The organism is Chryseobacterium shigense (genome assembly GCF_900156575.1).
In the GTDB taxonomy this organism is placed as follows: domain Bacteria; phylum Bacteroidota; class Bacteroidia; order Flavobacteriales; family Weeksellaceae; genus Chryseobacterium; species Chryseobacterium shigense.
Genome location: NZ_FTNY01000004.1, coordinates 687297 through 711040 on the forward strand (window position 1 = coordinate 687297; position 23744 = coordinate 711040).

18 protein-coding genes and 1 tRNA gene are annotated in these 23744 nt (G+C 37.5%); 4 read left to right on the forward strand and 15 right to left on the reverse strand.

Annotated elements, in window-relative coordinates; genetic code table 11:
* Window positions 1–56 precede the first annotated feature (56 nt).
* The gene (locus BW964_RS16675; RefSeq protein WP_034701927.1) at window positions 57–392 is read left to right on the forward strand and encodes a DUF3276 family protein; all 336 of its coding nucleotides are present in this window, start codon (window positions 57–59) and stop codon (window positions 390–392) included.
* Between the two features lie 168 nt (window positions 393–560).
* On the opposite strand, the gene BW964_RS16680 is transcribed toward BW964_RS16675, so the two are convergent.
* The 14 genes from BW964_RS16680 to BW964_RS16745 all read right to left on the reverse strand — a co-directional run bounded on the left by BW964_RS16680 (window position 561) and on the right by BW964_RS16745 (window position 19939).
* Entirely contained in the window at window positions 561–5606 is a 5046-nt protein-coding gene (locus BW964_RS16680; protein WP_076508829.1) for a DUF4132 domain-containing protein, read from the reverse strand.
* A gap of 25 nt (window positions 5607–5631) precedes the next feature.
* Window positions 5632–6066, reverse strand: a complete 435-nt coding sequence (locus BW964_RS16685; protein WP_123911991.1) for a hypothetical protein — start codon at window positions 6064–6066, stop codon at window positions 5632–5634.
* Between the two features lie 440 nt (window positions 6067–6506).
* The gene (locus BW964_RS16690; RefSeq protein ID WP_165789194.1) at window positions 6507–8744 is read right to left on the reverse strand and encodes an RCC1 domain-containing protein; all 2238 of its coding nucleotides are present in this window, start codon (window positions 8742–8744) and stop codon (window positions 6507–6509) included.
* Between the two features lie 602 nt (window positions 8745–9346).
* A tRNA-His gene (locus BW964_RS16695) sits at window positions 9347–9422 on the reverse strand.
* 35 nt (window positions 9423–9457) lie between these two features.
* Window positions 9458–10177: a bacillithiol biosynthesis deacetylase BshB1 gene (gene bshB1 / locus BW964_RS16700; protein ID WP_076508834.1), complete on the reverse strand. Its 720-nt coding sequence runs from the start codon at window positions 10175–10177 to the stop codon at window positions 9458–9460.
* A 167-nt stretch (window positions 10178–10344) separates the two neighbouring features.
* Window positions 10345–11994, reverse strand: a complete 1650-nt coding sequence (locus BW964_RS16705) for a tetratricopeptide repeat protein (RefSeq protein ID WP_076508835.1) — start codon at window positions 11992–11994, stop codon at window positions 10345–10347.
* A gap of 91 nt (window positions 11995–12085) precedes the next feature.
* On the reverse strand, window positions 12086–12958 hold the full coding sequence (locus tag BW964_RS16710; protein WP_076508837.1) for a PstS family phosphate ABC transporter substrate-binding protein: 873 nt from the start codon (window positions 12956–12958) through the stop codon (window positions 12086–12088).
* On the reverse strand, window positions 12948–13145 hold the full coding sequence (locus BW964_RS16715) for a DUF308 domain-containing protein (protein ID WP_084175956.1): 198 nt from the start codon (window positions 13143–13145) through the stop codon (window positions 12948–12950). Before BW964_RS16715 ends, BW964_RS16710 begins: the two co-directional genes overlap by 11 nt.
* Before the next feature lie 84 nt (window positions 13146–13229).
* Window positions 13230–14069 (reverse strand): energy transducer TonB, encoded by an 840-nt coding sequence (locus BW964_RS16720; RefSeq protein WP_076508840.1) that lies wholly within the window; start codon window positions 14067–14069, stop codon window positions 13230–13232.
* A gap of 23 nt (window positions 14070–14092) precedes the next feature.
* Complete coding sequence (locus tag BW964_RS16725) at window positions 14093–14665, reverse strand: ExbD/TolR family protein (RefSeq protein ID WP_076508842.1); 573 nt, start codon at window positions 14663–14665, stop codon at window positions 14093–14095.
* A 15-nt stretch (window positions 14666–14680) separates the two neighbouring features.
* Window positions 14681–15283, reverse strand: a complete 603-nt coding sequence (locus BW964_RS16730; protein WP_076508843.1) for an ExbD/TolR family protein — start codon at window positions 15281–15283, stop codon at window positions 14681–14683.
* 67 nt (window positions 15284–15350) lie between these two features.
* Window positions 15351–16214, reverse strand: coding sequence for a MotA/TolQ/ExbB proton channel family protein (locus tag BW964_RS16735; protein WP_076508845.1), 864 nt, complete (start codon window positions 16212–16214; stop codon window positions 15351–15353).
* Between the two features lie 241 nt (window positions 16215–16455).
* On the reverse strand, window positions 16456–19269 hold the full coding sequence (gene leuS / locus BW964_RS16740) for a leucine--tRNA ligase (RefSeq protein WP_076508846.1): 2814 nt from the start codon (window positions 19267–19269) through the stop codon (window positions 16456–16458).
* Between the two features lie 193 nt (window positions 19270–19462).
* On the reverse strand, window positions 19463–19939 hold the full coding sequence (locus BW964_RS16745; RefSeq protein WP_076508848.1) for a lipocalin-like domain-containing protein: 477 nt from the start codon (window positions 19937–19939) through the stop codon (window positions 19463–19465).
* 198 nt (window positions 19940–20137) lie between these two features.
* On the opposite strand from BW964_RS16745, the gene BW964_RS16750 reads away from it, so the two are divergent.
* From BW964_RS16750 to BW964_RS16760, 3 genes are read left to right on the forward strand one after another with little or no spacing between them, the layout of a single operon-like run.
* The gene (locus BW964_RS16750) at window positions 20138–21115 is read left to right on the forward strand and encodes an acyltransferase family protein (protein WP_076508850.1); all 978 of its coding nucleotides are present in this window, start codon (window positions 20138–20140) and stop codon (window positions 21113–21115) included.
* A gap of 23 nt (window positions 21116–21138) precedes the next feature.
* On the forward strand, window positions 21139–21894 hold the full coding sequence (locus BW964_RS16755; protein ID WP_076508851.1) for a glycosyltransferase family 2 protein: 756 nt from the start codon (window positions 21139–21141) through the stop codon (window positions 21892–21894).
* Window positions 21894–22520 (forward strand): deoxyuridine 5'-triphosphate nucleotidohydrolase, encoded by a 627-nt coding sequence (locus BW964_RS16760; RefSeq protein ID WP_076508853.1) that lies wholly within the window; start codon window positions 21894–21896, stop codon window positions 22518–22520. Before BW964_RS16755 ends, BW964_RS16760 begins: the two co-directional genes overlap by 1 nt.
* Here the strand turns inward: BW964_RS16760 and BW964_RS16765 are convergent.
* Window positions 22512–23744, reverse strand: coding sequence for a 3-deoxy-D-manno-octulosonic acid transferase (locus BW964_RS16765; RefSeq protein WP_076508855.1), 1233 nt, complete (start codon window positions 23742–23744; stop codon window positions 22512–22514). The genes BW964_RS16760 and BW964_RS16765 overlap by 9 nt on opposite strands.

Sequence of the window (23744 nt, forward strand, 5' to 3'; positions counted from 1 at the left end):
GTGATTAAAAGAATTCTTTTATATTTGTTCTTAACAAGATTAAAAAATATCTAACAATGAGTGAATACAAGGAACGCCATGAAAATGAAATTTTCACAAAGGTGTTAAAAGCGGGGAGAAGAACTTATTTCTTTGATGTGCGCGAGACGAAAGCAGGAGATTATTATCTTACGATTACCGAAAGTAAAAAGAATTTCGGGGAGAATGGGGAAGCTACATTCGAGAAGCACAAAATTTATCTTTACAAAGAGGATTTTAAAAGTTTTCAGGAGATGTTCAATGAATCCACAGATTTCATCATTAATGAGAAGGGGGAGGATGTAATATCAGAAAAACACGACAAGGACTTCAAAAGCAAATCATTCACTATTGATTCTGACGACGAAGTATAAAAAAAGAATATCTAAAAACACAAGCATCTGAAAAAGATGCTTTTTTTTATGCCTGCTTCTCACAAAGGAGAACATATTAATAATGTGATGATAACAGATATTGATGATCTAAAAAAAGAGTATACTTTCTGATCAGTATACTCTTTTCTGTATGATTTTTATTACAGGTTATACAAACTCTCTTTTGATCTGCGAAAGAATGGTGGGATCCTGTATTTCATGGTCTTTGGCCAATAATAGGACTTTAGACAGGACTTCAGCCGATTTCGGGTCATCATCTGCAAAAGGCAGAAACAATCGTCCTCTGTGCTGGGAATGAACCGGAACAATCGAAAGATATTTCCCCGGAACCTGATGGACTACCGCACTGCCTAAATGTACACTGTATTCTGCCATTTTACCTTTCACCAATACGTGTGAACCTTCAATAATTACATTATCCAGTTTAAATAAACGGGCAGTTTCTTTCATCAGTACCACTCTCATTTCTATCGAAGAATGACTGGCTTCCGGATCTACTCCCCCTACGTGAGCTACCGATACTACCAGATCTATATCCCGCATTACTTCTGAAAACAGCCTTGGATTGATGTCTTCAAAAGGAATGTTCTTATAGTCTTTTAATGAATGAAATTCTATGGTTTCCAACGTTGGATGTTCTACCTCAGCAGGAGAAAACCAGTTGGCTGCAGCATACATTTTTACCTGAAATCCTTCTTTATGATACACTTTTTGTAAACCTTCCTCGTAATCTACTTTCCAGCCTCTTGTTTTAAGCAAAGCCAGGGTCTGCTTCGGCTGAACCTGATGCCCCGCATAACGGCGTGACACAGATTTCTCCTTCAGCTCATCAGGGGTCGGCACATACAATTCCCGGAATATCTGTTTGAATGGCTGAATAAGTTTTTCCGTAAAACTGTAGTGCTGATAATCACTCCAAACGGAATGTTGATGCAAATCTACACAATGGGCAATACGTAAAGTACCGGTTGGGGTTACTTCATGAATTTCCCCATGAGCATCAACCAGATTTCCTTCATGATAGAATCCTATTTTGTTATCGCTGGAAATAAACACCAGCTTTTCGAGGTGTTTTACTATGACAGGGTGCTCGAAAAGGTTTTTAATTTCTGTAAAAAGAAACTCATCCCCTCTGATCATCGCTTCTTCCAGTCCTTTTCGGGAACGCGTCCACTGTTCACGCATTATTTTACGATAGTTTCCTAATTCTGCAATGGCTTTGTCCTTTTTTATTTTTGGTGGAATAGATTTGAGCTGCTTATCGTCTCTGAATACTACGATTTCAGCTTTTCCATCCGTTTCTATAATTAAGCCTACGGTGACGCCATCAATAGTCACCTGTGTTTCTTTTGACAGAATAGTCTGAATCTGCTTCGTTTCCATAGCCCATGTCAGTCTTATCGGATCCGGATATCCTGCATTCCGGGCAAGATTTTCCAAGGCGACCCGAATCGCCAGAGCTTCACTCGCCTGTTTCATGGAACCAAATTCCTTACTTTCCTTTTTAAATTGTTGAATATACTCGTATCGGCTCAACACATCTTTCTCCGGATTTGCTTTACTCAGCGGCACAAGTCCATACACGCGAAGATAATCCTGATCGCGCTTGTCTTTTACTTTTGCGGTGACCTCTTTTATTTTCAAATCACCTGTAAGCGTATCGGAGTAAAGTCGTGCCCGGCGATGTCCGTTTCCGTCGGAAATATATTTAGCAGATTCATACAGCATTTCCCAACGGGCTTTGCCCAGTTCTTTATACGCTTTTATGAACCACTCCTTATCGACTGCCCCATCCTGAAATTCCTGTACGTCTACGGATGAATATTTGGCGACTTCACTTTCCAGTTCTGAATTCTGCGCCTGATAGGTACTTGTTTTGGTATGGGCATGCATCCACCAGATTGCTGAATCCAACCCTTTCCAGCCTAAATACGTACTGATGAGTTTCTGCCACTGCGGTGCATAAACAGCTGCCTGTATCAGACGGAGTTCTGAAATTTTCTCTTTCTTCATGAGTTCATTGAATGATTCCTGGGTATCACTTTCCAAAGGATGAGAATTTTTGATCAGATAAGAAAACAGTTTCTGCTTGGTCATGCTTTCGTTGCCATAGCTGTAAATATAGTTGGCATACAAGGTCGATTTCCCAAGCCCTTTTAGCAGCTGCACAAGACGATTGGTTCCGTAGATGGTCTGAAACTCCTGAACAAATTGCGAAACGGCAGTATTCGCATCACCACGAATAAGTTCCACATCCAGAAATTTATTCTGAATCTCTTCTATGATCGGTTTCAGGAATGGAAATGTATCTGTATATCTTTCCTGATGATGGTAAATCGTATGGGTCTTTGCTCTTGTAAGATCCCTTATCACCGAATCTGCTGTAAAAATTCCCTCATAGAACTCATCTTTTGTAATAATATTCAGCTCGTACGCTTTGCAGAATAAGTAGAAATTCGGAACGGAATATTTTTTATTTTCTTCCAGTCCATTATATTGCATCCAGCGGTAAAGATTCCACTGTTTGACATATTGTTCATCGGTAAGATCTTTAAATGGAACTGCCTGTAAAAATACATTGAAAAAGCCCGTCTGCTGCCAGCCGGTCCCTCCTCCATAATAATACTCTCTTTCCTTGGTCTTATAATTGATCACATCATCCGGAAGGTGAGCAAACAGCGTACTGCAGGCATCGATCAGAAAATCCGTTTTCTCCTCAAATACAAACTTGTATTGTAAAATTTCCAGAATTCTTTTAACGGGATTGTCCCAGTAATAGTCGCTTTTCAGAGGATTAGGGATAATACCCTTGTGATAGAATACATAATTGTCAAGGAAATCTCTGAACTTCTTACGGTCGCAGGTTTCAGCGAAAGTCAGCAGGAATAAATCGCGCGGCTGAAGTCCCGAATCTTTATACCACTGTGCCCATATTTCATGCAGAGGATAGTTTTCAGCGATCTGTTCAGAGGTGAAATTTTCCGTATTATTTCTGATGTGCCGGAAGGAATTTCCCATCAAGAGGGTTATTTTGGCCCCATTCCAGTCGTCTGCTTCGTATTCATAGTCTTTATTTTTCAGGAATAAGTCGTTGAGCTTTCTTAATTCTTCTTTAATATGATTTAGAGATTGTGTGAAACCATACTTATCTTTTTTCGTAGCCTTTGCGTATACGGAATTGGCTTCCACCTTAGGAAGTTCAAATTTTGATACTACAGAAGGATCGTAGAATCCAAATCCATTTTCCGGGGAAATTACTTTTTGGTCATCAGAAGGATTAAGCTGATCCAAAAGACTTTGTTCCCTTTCTGATACTTTCGGCTTTTCTGAAAACTGTTGGGTCCAGTTTCCGATCTGAGCAGAGACTCTCTTGTCTTTTTGAAGCTGAAGCATAATATCCAGAGAAGCGGTTCGCTGCTCGATATCTCCTTTTACCATTAATTCTTCAACTAATGGACTCACTACTCCATCTTCCTGCTCTACGACCAATTCTATCAGTTTCTTGCGAAGTGTGCCGCCTTTTCTTTTAAACATATCAAAGAAAATCATCAGTTCCTCTTTGTTTAAAGGATTTTGCTGAAGCACATTGATCCCTGAGGCGACCAAAGATTCTCCTCTGTCTTTTATGATTTTAAATGCAAATTCTTTCTGGAACGGCGTTACTGCCTGTTTTTTCTTTCCAAAATTGTAAGAGTAGGAATAACAGTAGAAATCTCCCAAAATGCCTCTTGACAGCTGTTCACGCAATGAAAGGTCAAACTGATCAAAATAAGAAAGAACCAAATCCAGCTTTTCTTTATCTTCACCCACCAAATAAAACATCGACGCGTATAAATTGCTTTTACTGAACGTTGCATTCAGCCAGGAGAATATCTTCCCTTCAAATTTCTTATCCTTTATATCAATTTTTTGAGTAAGCTCGTGCAGTTTTTCAAAGAAATCAGGATAATCTGTATTGTTGATATAGAATTTTGAAGCTGCATTAGCATTTAATAACGTTGATAAAGGTTCGCCCGCAAAAGCCAAAACCTGCAGATCACCTTCCAATACTGCTTTGTAATATAACGGCATTTGAATATACGGATCCTGGGTTTCTCCGGCAAATTTTATAGCGAGGCATTTCTTTTCCACACTGCCATGGTCATACAATTGATGCAGATATGGAACCGCTTTTTCCACATCCCATACAGACTGTACCCAAAGCGCCATATAGACTTCATTGCTGTTCTTGCTTTTTATGGCATCCGGAATCATTTCAGGATTGTTGAAATAGGTATGAGCGAGTGAAACAATATTTTTCACCACCGATTCTTTTTCTGCATCCCAGCCCAGACCTGTCCACGTATCTATGGAACGGACAACCGATGAAAAACGGGTGAGTTTATGTTCTACAATCACATTCGTCATATATTCCAGTGCACCGATGCTGGTTTCATCCAGAGCTTCCAATACTGTTTGTCTTAAACCTTCCTGTCGCTGAGCTGCCAAAAGGAGTTTTTCCACGAGTTCCCAACAATGTTTCTGTTCGCTATTAAGTAATGCTTTGATGATATTCCGCGATACCTTTCCTTCAGGATGTTTATTGAAAATAATGTCTTCAATCAGTTGATAAATGGCTGTATTTCCTGTGTCAATGGCTGCGGACCAGATATAGAACTGGTTTAAACTGTTTGATATGGCGCTGTCATAGATGATCTGCTCTTCCAGCGTCAGGTCATAAAACTGTTCTCCCCCATTGATGTAAGAATAGCTACTTGGCAGCTGCAACAGGCCTCCAATTAAATTAATCTGGTTGAGAAGGATATAATTTTCATTGTGGGGAGCACGGAAAGAACGTCTGTAGTAGCCTGTCTGATACATTTTCTGGGGTATTCTGGTCAAGGCGTGCTTTACCAGATCTGCATGATGTCCAAAGAAATAAACCAAAAGTTGATCATAGTCTTTATCCTCCCACATATTGGGTTTGACATATTTTTTGATTTTTTCCATACGTTCGGAGCCTAGGCTTAAATCTTCAAAATAGTTGGTTTTACCCACTATTAATAATCCCAGTTCCGCTACCTCTTTCTTAAGTTGAGATTTTGAAAAAACTTGGGATAATAAACCTTTTTCTGTTTGCTCTTTTAAATCTTTCCTTAAATTCCGATAATGGTTGACGGTCTTTTTCGATTCTAATTTTTCTATAATTTCCATGTATTTTGAGATTCAGTGTTTTTAATTACCAATAACTTCCTGCAAGAAAGGTAAGCCGGATGAAAGTAAATGTATGCTCCAAGCTCAGGTCTATCGTTTCGGAAAGGTTTTCCAGCTGCTCGTCATTATAAAAAATGGCAAACATTCCGTCTTCGAAAGCCTGTACAGCATTTTCCTGTGCCTTCTGAAGATTGGCTTTCTTTTCGTTGTAAATACTTCCGAAGCCTGCTTTACCCGTGTCCGTCAGAATATTCAGATAATTTTCCGAAGGCATTTTCGCATAATCTGTATCTTCCAATTCAAATGATTGCACATTGAATACTTCCACCTGCTGCTGAACAATTAATTTTAATAAATGTTCTAATGAGATTTTGAGATCATTGGAGGCAATATCCAGTTTCTGCTCCGAAAGAATGGGATGCTTCCTGCCTAACTGCTTTACGGTAACCTTTATTTCCATATGTGAAGTTGATATCAATAAATATAGGGAAATTTCATGAGCAAGATCAATACAACCTCCGGAAAAGGCCATTAATTAAGAGAAAATTAAGATAATTGTATTTTTTAAAATGACCCAATCAATTAATCTATGATCAATGGAAGTTCAATTTGGTATTTTATAATCTGATTTATCCGTAAAGATTTACCTAATTGTTAAAAGATTTTTATACCCATCATTTTTATTTACAAAAATCTACCATTAAGTAGCATCAGGGCTAAATAAAAAAAAGAAATTATAAAATAAAACAGCGTATTGTAAAATTTTTAGTGATTAAAATTCGATTCAAGAGAGGGAATAAAATAAAAAAGTACACTTTAAAAAGTGTACTTTTTTTTGAATCATAGTCAAAAACCAGATCGTATGAATCAGCAATTCAATGATTTAATTTTTGATATCTTTTATTTTTTAATGACTTTCACTGTCTTAGTCTCATCATTTGAATTGACTTTAATCAAATAAACGCCTGATGCTAAGCCGGAAAAATCTAATGTCCCTTCATTAGCATTGATTGTTTTACTCAGCACTTCCTGCCCTAATAGGTTATAAACCGATACTAAAGATATCTTCTGATCAAGCGAAATAATAAGCTTGTCATTCACCGGGTTCGGATATGCTTTTAGAGAATTCTTTGACATGGTAAAGTCATCAACCCCTAAGGTTGGACAGGCAAGTGCTGTTGGAACATTTTTATCAACAGTAGAACCATCACCTAATTGACCATAAAGGTTTAACCCCCATGTGCTGACAGTACCATCGGTTTTTAAGGCAAAAGTATGTGATATTCCAGCAGTAATAGCTTTCCAGTTCGTAAGATTGCCTATTTGTACAGGAACACTACTGTTGGTAGTCGATCCGTTTCCTAATTGACCATATTGATTTCTTCCCCAGGTCCAAAGTGTTCCGTTGGATTTTATGGCAAGGGTATGATTTCCTCCTGAAGCAAGGGTCTGCCAGTTAGCGGCTGTTCCTATTTGTGTTGGAATATTTTTATTAGCCGTTGTTCCATCTCCCAATTGTCCATTCGCATTATATCCCCAGGCCCAAAGGGTTCCGTCTGTTTTCAGTGCCGTGACATGAAGGGCTCCAACGCCAAGACTTTGCCAGTTGCTGGCGGTTCCAACCTGAGTAGGGATCAGCCTGTTGGTATTGGTAGCATCTCCGATCGTTCCATATGTATTGCTACCCCAGGCCCAAAGGGTTCCGTCTGTTTTTAGTGCAATGGTAAAATCCTGTCCGCATTGAACAGCTAACCAATTAGTAGCAGTTCCTATTTGAACCGGCACTAAACTGGTAGTCGTGTTACCAGTACCTAGCTGACCATAAGGATTGAGTCCCCAAGCCCATAGTGTTCCGTTATTTTTTATCGCTACCGTATGATACATTCCAGTATCAAAAGTTTTCCAGTCGGTACCCGTCCCCACTTGTACCGGGATATGTTGCTCTGTATTTGTCCCATTACCTAATTGACCTGAATTGGCTCCCCAGGCCCAAAGCGTTCCATCTGTTTTCTGAGCAATGGTATGGTTGCTTCCACCAGCAATTTCTTTCCAGTTATTACCGGTTCCTATTTGTTTTGGAGTTGATCTATTAGTGGTTGTACCATTTCCTAATTGTCCTGAAGTATTAACCCCCCAGGCCCATAATGTTCCGTCTGTTTTTATAGCTACACTATGTAAACTTCCTGCATTCACTTTTTGAAAACAACCTGGCAGACCAGCGCTTGGCGACATTTTCACTAAACCTAGCTGTAATGTTCCCAGCCAGATCGTCCCTGAAGATTGTGTACGAACGGCACTGAAATAGTCATCTGGCAAACCAAGATTTGTATTATTTCTCGTGTACGTGGTGCAATCCGTAAAGTTTTGCAAGCCTGATCCATTAAATCCAATCCACACTTTGGTGTTACTGTCAACATCCACGGCGTTAGGATTATATCCTGCAAGACAAGAAGTGCTTTGATAGATAAACGCAAGGTTAGTTCCGCTCGTTGTTACTGTAACTAAACTGTCAGAACCTTGAAGATAGATCGTATTGTTGGCTATTCTCAATATTTTTTGAGTTCCCTGCGCTATAAAATTATAATCAGTTCCATTAAATTTATACAATACACCGCCATTGGTAACCCAAACTCCATTATTAGTATCTGTTGCTACAGAATTCAGATTTATTACAGAGGTATAATTAGACCATGTTGTACCATTGAATTTTGTAAGCCCCAAGTCTGTTGCAATCCAAAGGTTATTTTGTCCGTCCACAGCGATATCATTGATTTCATTAGTCGGCAAACCTGAATTGGAAGTTGTATAATTAGTCCATGTCGTTCCATTATACATAATAATTCCATTAAGTTGAGAGGCAATCCATTTTCTGCCCAAGCCGTCAATCTGAATTTTTATAATTGAATTGGATGCAATACCGGAATTGGTTGTATTGTAATTGGTAAAAGTCGTTCCGTTAAAAGTTGAAACTCCATTATAAGTGGCAAGCCATAACAATCCATTGGCATCAGTTTTAATATCAGCAACATAATTGCTCCCTATTTCTGAATTCGAAGTATTGTAGGTTGTGTAACTATACGTTTGTGCCAATGCAGACATTGAGCTGAGGATTAAGAATAAAAAGTAGAGTTTTTTCATGGTTTTTAATAAAATAAATCTCTTCATGTTAGTTTTATAATGTTTCCCTACTCATTTAGCTTTTCGGTTCCGCTTCGTTTGAATGGTTTCTGAACTCCATATGAAAACTTTCAAAATCAAATTCATGTATGGAAAAGCGAGCTCTGATTTTAAAAGTACTGGGTTGATTAAACAATACTGCGCCATTACCGGTAGAAGATTCAAAATTTCTCCAGTATGAGTAAAGATCATCTCTCGTTACGAAAAACAATCTAATAAAGTGTATTGATTACACCACTTGATTTGTAAAGAAATTTTGATGATTTGCTTTGGTTCTAGGTTTCCGGAATCAATCAGTATCGATGAATTAACAGAATAAATTCATGGTAATTTTTCTCATTTTCATGGTTTAATTGTTTTTAATTTGAGGTTATAGTTTTTGCCGCAACATATATCATCATGAAGATTTTTTATGTTGTGAACTGCAAAAATATACTTTTCTTATGGAGTATCAAACAGTCAATGAGAATTTAAACACCAAATAGTGTTTATTAATTAAGCTTTTGGCATTGATGAATGCTATAGAAATAAAAAAAGTACACTTTAAAAAGTGTACTTTTCTTGGGTGAATGAGGGGTCTCGAACCCCCGACCTTCGGAACCACAATCCGACGCTCTAACCAACTGAGCTACAATCACCGTTTTGTGAGTGCAAATATAGGGAAGATTTTTTAATTACCAAACAATTCCATCAAAATTTTTCATCGCAATGAGCTTCTCAGACGTAAATCCCTCAGCATAAGTCACTCCCGATAATCTTCCTAAATCCTGAGCGCGATAGGTTAAGCTTTCTAAAAAGTCCTTCGTTGCAATCGGAGTCACCGGTTCATTGGATGTTGGATCATAAAACTGTGTTTTGAATGCCATGCACGCAGAGATTTTCTTATCCAGATGCTCAGATATGTCAATCACAAACTCAGGTTTGATGTCTTTCCACTGAATGTAATGAAAAATCTGCTTGGGTCTCCAGACTTCCTGACTCTCACCATCTACTGTCGTTTCAATTTTTCTCAGTCCCGATAAGAAGCACGCATCCGACACTAATTTCGCTCCTTTTGCATGATCCGGATGTCGATCATCAATCGCATTAGCTAAGACAATTTCCGGGCGGTATTTACGGATCATTTTTACGATCTCCATCTGATATTCTTCAGAATTCACCAGAAATCCATCTTTCATACCGAGGTTTTCTCTGGCAGAAACCCCAAGGATCTTCGCAGATTCAGCGGCCTCCACTCTTCTTGTCTCATCAGTCCCTCTGGTTCCCAGCTCTCCTTTGGTCAGGTCAACAATGGCACATATTTTACCTTCCGAAATCATTTTGGCTATTGTCCCGCCACATCCCAGCTCTACATCATCAGGATGTGCTCCAAAAGCAAGTATATCTGTTTTCATTAATTCTTCTTATTTTTTAATTGGTCTGATGGAACGCCCAATAAATTTCCTCATCTTTTCGAGTTTTTAATCCAGGGCGTTTCCTATTTTCAAAGATATGACTTAAAATAAAAACTTCCCAAACATTGAGAATGGGAAGTTTTAATATCTATAATTTAAATTTTAAATTACTTATTGATTTCTGCATTTAATTTTACAGCATCCTGGTAAGTAGGATCAAGCTGTAATGATTTAGCAACATAATCCTTAGCTTTTGCCTTATCAGAATCTTTGTTCATATACGCCACCGCGAAGTAAGCATATGCTAAAGTCTGTTTGTTAGCTTCTAAATCGGCAGGTTTTACGGTAGTGATGAATTTCTCGTAGGCTAATTTCGCAGCATCATTATTTCCCGCCTGTTGGTAAGAATACCCCTGGCTGTAATAAGCTGGTGCCCAATCCGGAAGAAGTGCACTCATTTTCTGCCATGTAAGTACCGCTCCATTCCAGTTTTTAGCATCCTGGTAAGCTGTTGCCAATTTGAATAGAGAATCTGAATCCTCTTTATTAGCCGCTACTTTTTTCTTCAATGCTTCAATTTCAGGAGTCGTTGGTCCTTTTTCTGCTTCAGCCTGAGAAGCACCACCGCCTGCGATATTCGCAAGTTCGATATCCCACTTCATGGTTTCATCTTTCGCAGCTTTAGCAATTGCAATCTTTTGCTGAGCCTCAGTCATCAGAGCTGATTTTTTAGCAGCATCCGTTTCTGTTTTCGCCAATCCCGCTGCGATAAGTCCCTGAAGTCCCTGATCTGCTGGCTGTATTCTTGTTTTTTCAGCCTGAGATACGAAAGTATCCATATTCTGTTTTGCATCAGTATAATTTCCGTCAGCGTAAGATTGGTAAGCTCTTAATTTAAATTTGATTGGATCATCAATTTTATCAAAGATTTTATCCAATACAATTTTAGAGTTCGCATAATCTTCGTTGGTGAAGTATAATTTTGAAATTTCTAATTGTGTATATGGATCCTCATCAGCATATTTGGTATAGTTGATAAGATCTTGTGTTGCTTTAGCATTGTCCTGATATCTGATATTATAAGAAGCCATTGCTTTATAAGCAGGAGCATACGTTGCATCTACTGCAATCGCCTTATCTAAACTTTCTTTTGCATTCTTCCACAATTGAGCCGCCATCCAAAGGGTACCCATTCTGGTATAAACAGATGCTTTATTTTTAGCTAAAGGCAACGCTTTGTCGTAAGCAGACATAGCTTCACCCGGAACTCTCTTGATTCTGTAAGCATCTCCAAGAGTATAATAGTAATGCGCAGGAACTCCTTTTTTCTCAGCTTTTTCAATAGCTTTAGTAAGGAACTGAATAGCTACATCAGGTGCATTGTTTTTCTCAAATAAAGTTAAAGCTTCTGCTGCTCTGAATAATACTTCAGCATCCTTTTCTTTTGAATCCGCTACAATTTTCTGAATTTCAGCAATTGCGCTTTTATCACCTTTACCTAGTTTTACAGTAGCCAATCCGATTTTGTTAAGGTAACTTTTGCTGTCAGCAGCTAAACCTTTATTAAAGCTTTCTACCGCTTTAGCATAATCCGGTTCACCCTGCTTCAGGTAAGTATTTCCTAAATAGAAGTAATTTTCTGCTGTAGGTGCTTTAGTAACCATTTCCGTAAAATTGATTTTTGCCTGTGCATACTTATCACTGTCAATACTGTTAATACCATCCTGCAACGTTTGTGCAGAGGCTAGACCGGCAAAAAATACCACGGCTGCTCCAAAAGCAATTTTCTTTACATTCATAATCATTATATCTTTCATTTTTATATTTTTCTTTACTGGAGTTATAACTCCACAATTTTCAGACCAAAATAATGTTTTTCTAAGGGGTAGAATATTATTTTAATATTTTTTAACGCATCTGAACCTCTCTTTTATATATATTATAGGGTTGCAGACCTTCTTTTTCCACGATCATCTGTCCTAGTTGAGTACATGAATATCTGATAAATCCGTTAGCGATATTGAAATTCCCTTCGTTGGTTAAAAAATACAACACACGCGTAAATGGATAAGTCATTTGACGAAGACTGGTATTATCCACTGTATATAATTTTCCATTATTTTCTACAGGAAGTACTTTCACCATTTCTCTAAGCTTTTCGGATGTTTTATCGTAAGGACGACTGAATGTATTGAGACCAATGACTCCAATTTTATCGGTATGCTTCCCCAATTCTTCAATAATGTTCTGATTTCCCGGAATAATGGAAAATTTAAGATCTTTGGGTAGTTTTTTCAATTTTTGGGCGACGAAATTAAGGTTGCTTGAATTGGTCCCGTCAAAAATAAAGTTCTTGGCATCAGATTCAAGCCCGCTTTTGATCTCCTCCATTGAAATACTCTGTTTAGGAGAATCTTTAGGCACTACAAACACTACTGCATCTGCAGCGAATTTAGCCGGAAGAAATTTCAGGTCTACCTGTTCTTCGTACGCTTTCTTTTCTTCGGGAGTAAGGTCTCTGGACATGACGGCTATTCTTGCCTTATCGTTCAGCAAATCAAGAAAACCTAAATCTTCTTTTCTGGTTTCGATTTTGATATGGGTTTCAGGATAATTGATCATATATCCGTCTGCCAAAGCTTCGGTAACGCTTTTAAAAGATTCGTCGGTAAGTATGGTAAGCTCTCCTTTATGGTAGGATGGAGATTTTTCTTCTTTTTTACAGCTTACAGAAGCGATGCTGATCACAGAAAGCAGTGCAATTTTTAAACTATTTCTCATTTCCTGAATCTTTAATTCTTGAAACTGCTCTATAGATTCTAAACACTCCATAAAGAATAAGCACTGCACCCATTGCGTACGCTATGGCAGGCTCTAAAATCGTAAAGAAAAATTTGTAGATAATAACTACAATTCCCAATACGATATAAAATAATCCGGTAACTAAGGATAACCAATTGAACATCATGTAACAAAAATACCAAAAAAAATAAAAAAGAGAAGCATATGCTTCTCTTTTTATTTATAATTTGAATAAATAAGTCTATAAGTCTTATTCAAAGTTCATCGTGAACGGTACGCTATAGTAAGATCTAACGCTCTCCCCGTTTCTTTTCGCAGGAGTCCATTTTTTCAGTTTCTTAACTACACGAATAGCTTCACTGTTGAAGTCGCCGTTTGGAGATTTCTCTTCAATGGTAACTCCGGAAACCGTTCCGTCTCTTTCTACAACGAACTTAAGTTTTGCCTTAAGTGTCCCTTCTCCTCCTTCCATTAGAGAAGTATCAAAATTCTCTCCTAAGAACTTTCTTAATGAAGCCATACCTCCAGGATATTCTGCAGACTGGTCTACATCTTTGTAGATCTCATTAGGGTTATTTGTTTTTACTTCCGCAGTACTGGCTTTATTACCAGTAGATGGTGGTGGTGGCGGTGGTGTATAAGCCGGAGCTTTCACCCCTTCCTGATTATTTAAACCAGTCGTCGTTTCCAATTGCTTAGAAATTGGTGGCGGTGGAGTTTCAATCTTCGGAGCTTTTACAGGCTCAGGAACTACGTTTTGAATAACCTCAATTTTTTCCTCTTCTTTTGGAGGAGGTGGTGGAGGTGGTTCTTCTTCTTTCGGTTGTTCAATGATCGGGTCTTCTTCTATAATGTTTACTAAATCCGCCTTCACTTCTTGCTTAGGTGGTTCAGTAAGTCTCTTAATGGTAAGATAAATAAAAGGAGACAAAGCCGCAACCAGGAATAATGCCGTTCCAACAATAAAAGATTTTGTCAGAAGTCTTGGATACTGATGTCTAAGATCATAGGCACCATATTCCTTGTTTCTATTTTCAAATACAATCTCATCTAAAGTAAGATTCTGATTGTATACATTTTCATCTGCCATAGATATACAATTTTATGGTTAAATTACTTTGTAGCTGGTGTAGCCGCAGCTCCATTATTCCCAACTTTTCTATCATAGATAGCTTTCTCCCAAGGCTTCACATCGGTTACCCCGTATTGCTCACTTTTGGTAATGGCCATTTCGTCAAGAATATCTACAAAGTTCTTATATACAGCATCGTCAGTTGGCTTGATAATAACAGTAAATTTTGTTTTATCTACCGCTCCTGCTTTTGCTTTCTCAATTATTTTTCTAATTCCTTCTCTATCGTAAGTAGTTTCATTCAGATTCTGATCAGTTAAAGATGTAGGATCCTGCTGATGCCAGAAAATCTTATTGTCTTTTCCTAATAATAAAGAAATTGAGTTAGAAAGTTTAATTTCTGTTGGAGGTGGTTTCGGCTGATCCTCTTTTGGTTTCGCCGGTAGACCTAAATCCATTACATTCGGTTTGCTAAATGTGGTTGTGAACATAAAGAAGGTAATCAATAGAAAACCCAAGTCCACCATCGGAGTCATATCTACTCTGGTATTCTGCTTCTTGGAACGTACCTTGCCGCCTTTGCCGCCTTTTTCCTGTACTTGTACTTCTGCCATTTCTAAATGATATTATTATGGTTTACCTTCTTGTGATGTAATCAACCAGAATTTAAGAAAATCAATATCTCTTAAACCTTCAAATAGGCTTTTAACTTTAGGATACTCTGTTGTAACGTCTCCTTTGATCGCTAATTTGTAATCAGGATTTACGCTCAAACTTTGTTTTACCCATTCCACTAATTGCTTATTTGTACTATCCATAGGAATCCCGGTAGGACTCTTAAAGCTTTTCTGCTCCTCATCTGACATATCGAGATAGCCTTTCAGTTGGTTCATAGGAACCCCGATTGCTTGTACTTTTTGAAATGCAGCTTTTTGCTTGTTGTCGAAAGTGATATTATACTTTTGACCCATTTTTTCTAAAAGCTGTAATCTCTCTGATGCATTCTCCACCGGCTGAAAATAAAATTTTCCGTCCGGAGTAGCATTGATGGTCATCAAACTTGCATCAGGAAGTAACTTCTCTGATATTGAAGATGGCGGTTTAATCTGCTCCACGTCAGGTTTTTTAAACTGAGTGGTCAATATAAAGAATGTAAGCAGTAGGAATGCAACGTCACACATTGCCGTCATATCCGTCACTACTCCATGTCTTTTTGGTTTGACTCTCGCCATTGTTTTGAATTATTTTTAATTAAACTTCTTTTATTGGAATGCAAATTCCTTGCTACAAATTCAACTCTTAGTTGAATTCAGCAAAAGACTGCTGGATGCTCATAGCGATCTCGTCGATCTTATAAGTTAATCCGTCAATTTTAGAGGTAAAGAAGTTATAAAGGATAATCGCGATTGCTGAAGTACCAATACCTAAAGCCGTGTTGATCAATGCTTCAGAGATCCCTGTAGAAAGTGCAGCAGCATCTGGAGTACCACCACCTGAACCTAATGCGAAGAATGCTTTAATCATCCCGATTACAGTTCCTAAAAGTGCGATCAAAGTTGCAACAGTACCTAAAGTAGAAAGAATCATCATGTTCTTTTCTAGCATTGGCATTTCAAGAGTAGTCGCCTCTTCAATAGCTTTGTTAAGAGCGACCATTTTTTGCTCCTTATTTAGAGTAGTGTCATGAGAAAGAGCTTTGTAAGTAGTAAGACCTTCTTTCACTACGTTACCTACAGATCCTTGTTGTCTGTCACACTCTTCTAGAGCCTCATCAACTTTGTTTTGGTTCAATAAGCTTCTTACCTGAACGACAAAGTTGTCTAGGTTTCCTTTACCAGCAGCTTTACCTAGTACGAAATATCTTTCAAAAGAGAAAACGATTACAGTAATCATGAAAGTAATCAAGATTGGTACGATAACCCCTCCTTTGTAGATAATACCTAAAAACGATTCTGGATGAATGTCTTTTCCTTCAACACTAGAGAAAGCTACAGATCCACTACCTAGTTTTTCTGCGTCTTTAAAGTTTCCTGGGTTCCCAAGAACAAATAAATAAATACAAACTCCTATAACGAATAAAATAGGAATAATAACAGCCGGGTTTAAACCTCCTGCTTTTCTAGCAACTACTTGCTCATCATTTTTTGAAACATTCATTTCCATATTTAACTAAATTATATTGTTTTTAAAATTTTACAGGGTGTAAATTAAAGGCAAAATTAATTAAAATGCAAGAGTCTTAAATAAACATTTTGCATTTTTATGATAAAGAAATTTTAATACGATTTCGATATAATAATTATTTTTAATTATTTTATTTATTTTTCTCAATTTTAACATTTCAGTTAGAAATTTAAAAAAATAAGACCTCCATTTTTTTTAATTTGCCAATGTTAACTTTTTTTTAAATTACGATATTCACAATACGGTGATGCACCACGATGATTTTTTTAGGTGTTTTACCTTCCAAAATAGGCAGCATCTTTTCATCCGCAATCACCAAATCCTCTACTTCTTTCGCTGATAGCTGAGCAGAAAGTGAAATTTTGAACTTCATTTTACCGTTGACACTTACAGGATACTGTATTTCATTCTCTACAAGGTATTCTTCATTCAATACCGGGAATTTTTGAAACTCAACAGATTCTGTATTCCCAAGCAGGCTCCAAAGCTCTTCACAGATATGAGGTGCATACGGAGAGATGATAACGGCTAATGGTTCTAAAATATTGCGCTTGTTGCATTTTATTTTCTGAAGCTCGTTAACAGCGATCATAAATGAAGATACGGAGGTATTGAATGAGAAGTTCTCAATGTCATAAACCACCTTCTTTATTAAGGTATGTAAAACTTTGTACTCAGCTTTTGTAGGCTCTTCATCAGATACTTCAAAAGTATCTCCGTTGAAATACAGGTTCCAGAATTTTTTAAGGAAACCATAGACTCCGCTTAATCCTTGTGTATTCCAAGGTTTGGATTGTTCCAATGGTCCCAGGAACATTTCATATAGTCTTAAACCATCTGCTCCGTATTCTTCACAGATATCATCAGGATTAACCACATTGTATTTTGATTTGGACATTTTTTCTACTTCACGGTCGGTGATGTATTTTCCGTCTTCCAAAATGAATTCTGCGTTTGCATAGTCTGGTCTCCATGCTTTGAAAGCTTCGGTATCTAATTCATCAGAGGCTCCATTTAATAAAGATACGTCAACATGGATCTTCTGTGTTTTATAATTTTCAGAAAGATTTTTTGAAACATATTGATTCGTTCCATCAATTCTGTATACAAATGCACTCATCCCCAAAATCATCCCCTGGTTAATCAGTTTCTGGAAGGGCTCATCATTATTAATGTATCCTCTGTCTTTTAAGAACATATTCCAGAAACGGGAATATAATAAGTGACCGGTGGCATGCTCGCTTCCTCCGATGTATAAATCTACCTGTCCCCAATAGTCGCTTAAGTTTTTATCCGCAAAAACCTCATCATTGGAGGGATCCATATACCTAAGGAAATACCATGAGCTTCCTGCCCAACCCGGCATGGTAGATAATTCTAATGGAAATATCGTTTGATCATCAATAAGATCTATTGAAACAACTTTTTGATTGGCCTCATCCCATGCAAATTCTTTTGCATTTCCTAATGGCGGATCGCCATCTTCAGTCGGAAGATATTTTTCCACTTCAGGAAGTTCCAGTGGTAAAGCAGAAACCGGAAGTGTATAAGGCATTCCTTCCTTATAATATACAGGAACCGGCTCGCCCCAGTAACGCTGTCTTGAGAAAATGGCATCACGTTGTCTGTAGTTCGTTGTTCCATGACCAATTCCTTTGTTCTCAATCTCAGAAATTATTTTTGATTTGGCATCATTATAATTTAATCCGTTTAAGAAATCAGAGTTCACACTCACTGAATCTTTGGAGTCAAAAGATTTTTCCTGAATATCTTCATCGGTATCTACTACTTTCTTGATCTCAAGGTTAAATTTCTTGGCAAATCTGTGATCACGTTCGTCATGTGCAGGAACTGCCATTACAGCACCGGTTCCATATCCCATCAACACGTAATCAGAAATATAGATCGGCATTTTTTCGCCGCTAAAAGGATTGACTGCATAACTTCCGGTAAAAGCACCGCTCACGTTTTTCACGTCAGACATTCTGTCTCTTTCCGTTTTTTTGGAAGTTTCTTCTATATAAGCATCTACTTCTGCTTTCTGAGCATCTGTAGTAATGGTATCCACTAAAGGGTTTTCGGGAGCCAGCACCATAAATGTTGCTCCGAAAATAGTTTCCGGTCTTGTTGTAAACACCTCAACGATCTCGTCATGACCTTCCACCTGAAACTGCACCTGTGCTCCCTGAGACTTTCCAATCCAGTATTCCTGAGCATCTTTAAGAGGCTGCGGCCAGTCCAGTGTATTCAATCCCTGTAATAATCTTTCAGAATAGGCTGAGATTCTCATGCTCCACTGCATCATTTTCTTTTGGAATACAGGGAATCCTCCTCTTTCAGATTTTCCGTCTTTCACCTCATCATTGGCTAATACGGTTCCCAAAGCCGGACACCAGTTTACGGTAGTCTCTGCTCTGAATGCCAGACGGTAATTTAAAAGAATATCTTCTTTATCAAGATCTGAAGAATCTTTCCACTCTTGTGCCGTGAAATTCAGTTCATCATTTTGATTGGCATTTAATCCTTCGGTTCCTTTCTCCGCAAAATGCTGAATTAGGGTATCGATAGATTCTGCCTTATTGGTATCTTTATTATACCATGAGTGATACAGCTCGATAAAGATCCACTGCGTCCATTTATAATAGGATGCATCTGAAGTTCTCAGTTCTCTGCTCCAGTCGAATGAAAAACCGATTTTCTTTAGCTGCTCTTCATATCTGTTGATATTTTCTTCAGTAGTGATCGCCGGATGCTGACCCGTCTGGATCGCATATTGTTCAGCAGGAAGTCCGAAGCTGTCATAACCTACCGGGTGAAGGACATTGAAACCCTGGTGTCTTTTATATCTTGCGTAAATATCTGACGCAATATATCCCAGCGGGTGCCCCACGTGAAGCCCAGCTCCGGATGGATACGGAAACATATCGAGAACATAAAATTTAGGTTTGTCCGTGTTGTTGGAGGTTTTGTAAGTCTGGTTTTCTTCCCAGTACTTCTGCCACTTTTTTTCTATCTGCTGATGATCGTAAAACACTTTTTATAATAGATATTAGATGTTAGACTTTAGATATTAGAGTTAATTTTGACCATTAATTCCAAATCAAGATTCACAAAAATAACGATTTTAAAAGAAATGGAAATTTTAATTTTAATTAATTCAGGAATTCGCTTCAACAAAAAAATCTCATCCTGAGATGAGATCTATGATAATTATATGAAATGTATATTTATTGAGGAATTCTTCTCATTGTATACGTTCTTGTTTTATATACGGTTGGATCCTGAGTTTCCTCTCTTACAGACAGGTTCAAGGTCGTATCATTCAGCGTAATTATTTTCCCGTTGGACGGTTCTACGATGCCCTGATATTTTATGACTACTGTTTTTGCACTCCTATCGTACGTGTACGTAAAGTTCTGATCTGAAATAATAGTACACTGAGGTGTTGTTGTGCCGATATCTCCATTTCTGGTTCTTTTGCCACTTGCTTCAGTATTGAATCTCCATCTTGATTCTTTTTCACAATCTGTGTATGTAATAAGATCCGAAACAGGTTCTTCTCCTACTTCTACGGTGGTCACTACTTCTTTCAGCGGCTGCCAAACTCCAACCAGAGGATATTCCATCGTATTATCGCCATCATCATTACATCCCGTAGCTACAAATAATGATAAACCTGCAAATAGTAATGCTAATTTCTTCATATATAAAATTTTCAAGGGCTAAAATTATAATTTTTTTGATTTATAACACTATTTTTTGTGAAAAATTATTTTGATAATCCATATTTCTGAAAATTTTAGAACATTAATCCTCATAATAGCCGTTATTTAACAAATATTGAATCTAAGGTGCGGTCTCTGTTTTATTAAAAAAACTATTTTTGCAGAAAGAAAACAAAAATGCAGAATATAACGAAAAATAATTTTGACTTCATCCGTGTTCTCCTTGCTTTCATTGTCTTTGTAGGGCATTTGGGAGCTTTAAGTGACTCAAGCCAGCTTGAATTCTTAACAAACAGTCCTGTAGAAGTTGCCGTTTTTTCGTTTTTTATTGTCAGTGGATTTCTTATTGCAAGAAGCTACGAAAGATCTTCAAGTCTGAAAAGCTATTTAAAGAAAAGAATCAACAGAATTGTTCCCGCTTATTTATTGGTTGTATTTCTCTGCACCGTACTTCTAAGTCTGGTAAGCACGCTCTCCTTTTCCGATTATTTTGGGAATATGCAGGTTTATAAATATTTCTTCTGGAATTCTGTTTTTATGAATTTCATGGCTCCATCCCTTCCCGGAGTGTTCGGGAATGAGGCTGTTAATGGTGCTTTATGGACGCTGAAGATTGAAATGTGTTTCTACTTTGCGGTTCCTCTTATTTTTTTATTATTTGGAAAGAACAATAAATACAGGAATATTAGTCTGATCATTTTGTATTTTCTTTCTCTGGCTTTTCTTAATTATTTTGAAACGGCGGGAAAGATTTCTATATCAAAACAGCTTCCTGGCTCACTATGCTATTTTATCGGCGGAATGCTGGGTTACTTTTATTTTGATCAATTTATCAAATATAAAAATACCCTGTTCATCATAGCGATCATTACGGTTTGGATAGATTTGATTCTGCATATCAAATTATTCTCACCCATTATGATCAGTATCATTGTTTTATATATCGCCTATTCCCTGAAATTTTTGAATAATTTTGGGAAATACGGAGATTTCACGTACGGTATTTATATCTTCCACTTCCCTATTATCAGAGTATTTGCAACACTTGGACTTTTTGCCAACTACAATCCTTTTCTGATGAGTTTTGTGTGTATGCTGGTGGTGATAGGTGTAGGAATTGCCTCGTGGCATCTCTATGAGAAAAAATTTTTATAATTTTACACCCAGTAAAAACATAAATGAAAGACCTGGTCTCCATCATCACTCCCTGTTATAATTCTGCTGAATTCATCGAAGAAACGATACAATCTGTTCTGAACCAAACCTATGAAAACTGGGAATGGCTGATCACTGATGATCTTTCCAAAGACCATACAGTGGACATCATAAGAAAATACAACGACCCCCGAATAAAGCTACACGTTCTTGAAAAAAACGGTGGTGCCGGAAATGCAAGGAATAACAGCCTTGAAAGAGCATCAGGACGATACATCGCGTTTCTTGATTCTGATGATTTCTGGTATCCTGAATATCTGGAAACCATGACAGATTATATGAAGGAAAATAATGCAGAACTGGTTTATTGTAATTATTCAAGATGTAATGAGCAGTTGCAGCCTGTTTTAAAGGACTTCCTTGCAGACAAAGTGGTGACCTTCTCCAATCTTCTGAAGACCTGCAGACTGGCCCCGGTATCTACGATGTATGACACTAAAAGAGTCGGGAAATTTTTATTCCCCGTAAAAAGCAAGCGTGAAGACCATGTGATGTGGCTGAACCTCTTAAAAGTAATTCCTGAAGGAATGCCTATTAATAAAACCCTGGCTAAATACAGGATGCGGGAAAACAGTGTCTCCCGAAAGAAAAAAAATATCATCAAAGATCAATATCTTGTATATAAAGATTTTATGGGATTTTCCACTGTAAAATCTCTTTATTATACGGCCAACTGGGCAATGAATGGATTTCTAAAATATTCTAAAATATTCAATTAATGGAGTACTCAAAAGAGTTTAAAGCAGCATTGAGTGCTTTTTCCAATGTAGAAAAAGACCGTCTTATTTTCAGACTCCTGAAAAAGGATAAGCTTTTGTCTAAAAAACTGTATTTTGAACTGATCGATCAGGAAACGACCGATGATAAACGAAATGCAATGGAAGAGAATGTGGCAGAACAGGTTGTTCTGGCGTCAAAATATGTGGGAAATGCAAAATATTTCCTGACCGTTATCCGAAAACTAAGTGCGGAAATTACAGAACACATTAAAATAACAACGGATAAGTTTGGAGAGGTTTCGCTGAATCTTTTGCTGGTGAACAGAATTTTAGATTCTAACAGTGACTTCAGCAGACAGCGATTTGATAATGTTTATAAACTGTATATCTATATCATCAATAAAATATTCAGAGCACTGGTATTAACTAAAAAGCTTGACGAGGATTACTGGATGGAAATTGATGAACTTTTAAGAGAAACCCAAACCAAAATTTCCGAAAATCACTATCTGCAAAAGCTGTGCATCAACAATGGTCTGGATCTCAACTGGTTTGAATCTGAAAACATTCCCGATGACATAGATCAGATTATGAAAGACACAAAAAGTCAGGGATTTTTAAGATAAAATTTTCTGAATGATCAGATGGGTAGCATTGGGTTTTTCGTCAACAAATTTCCCTGCACTATTGGACATTTCTTTTAGCTCTTTCTGATGATCAAGAAGAAACAAAACGAAATCTGCTGCTGCATATTCTTCGGTAAAGGATTTGCCTCCATTGGCCGCAATCAGGTCATCCGCCTCAGGATTTTTTCTGTAATGATTTCCAAAGATCACCGGCACACTGAATGTTGCCGCCTCCAGGATATTGTGTAATCCTGCATCGTGGAAACCTCCGCCTACAATGGCTATATCTGCATAAGAATAAAGCTTTGAAAGTAAGCCGATGCTGTCGATGATCAAAAATTGAGCACTAAGATTCCGGGGCTGTTTATTTTTAATTTCACTGTATAATAAAGCATCAGGGAAAATCTGTTTCAGGTGCGCTACTCTTTTCAGATCATGGGGAGCCATAATGATCTTTACTGCTCTACTCTTCTGTGCAATCACTGTTGCCATCTTTTCCTCTGCCTGCCATGAGCTGCCAAAAACAATCGTTTGATGATTTCCCTTAAACTCTGCAATATATTCCACATGATTATCACGTGATCTCAGTTGTTTTACTCTGTCAAATCTTGTATCTCCTGTGACTGAAGAATGACTCAGGCCCACACTTTTAGCCAAGACAAAAGAAAATTCTGTCTGGTGAAAAAACCAGTCTACATTTTTTTTAAGCTTTTTGACAAACCATTTTCCATAAGAGGTAAAGAAGGCTTGCCTTTCGTAGAACAAAGCAGAAATGACATAGATTTTAGCACCATTATTTTTAAGCGCAGCCAGAAGATGATACCAGTAATCGTACTTAACGGTAAAAAATAATTCGGTATTAAAATGAGAAATAAACTCTTTTACGGTATTTTTTTTATCAAAAGGAAGGTAGCACATCACATCAGCAAGATGTTTCTTTTTAATCACATTTTCATAACCTGATGGAGAGAAGAAAGTCACCAGAATCTTATGATCCGGATATTTTTCTTTAAGTTTTTCTAAAACCGGAAGGCCTTGCTCATATTCACCCAGGCTGGCCGCATGCATCCAGATCACCTTATCAGATGGCAAAAACACAGCTTTCACTTTATCTAAAGACTGTTTTCTTCCTTCAACTCCTTTTTTAGTTTTATCATTAAACAAGGAAAAGGCTTTCATTCCGAAAATGAGAAGGCTGATCAATAGGTTGTATAGGAAGGACAT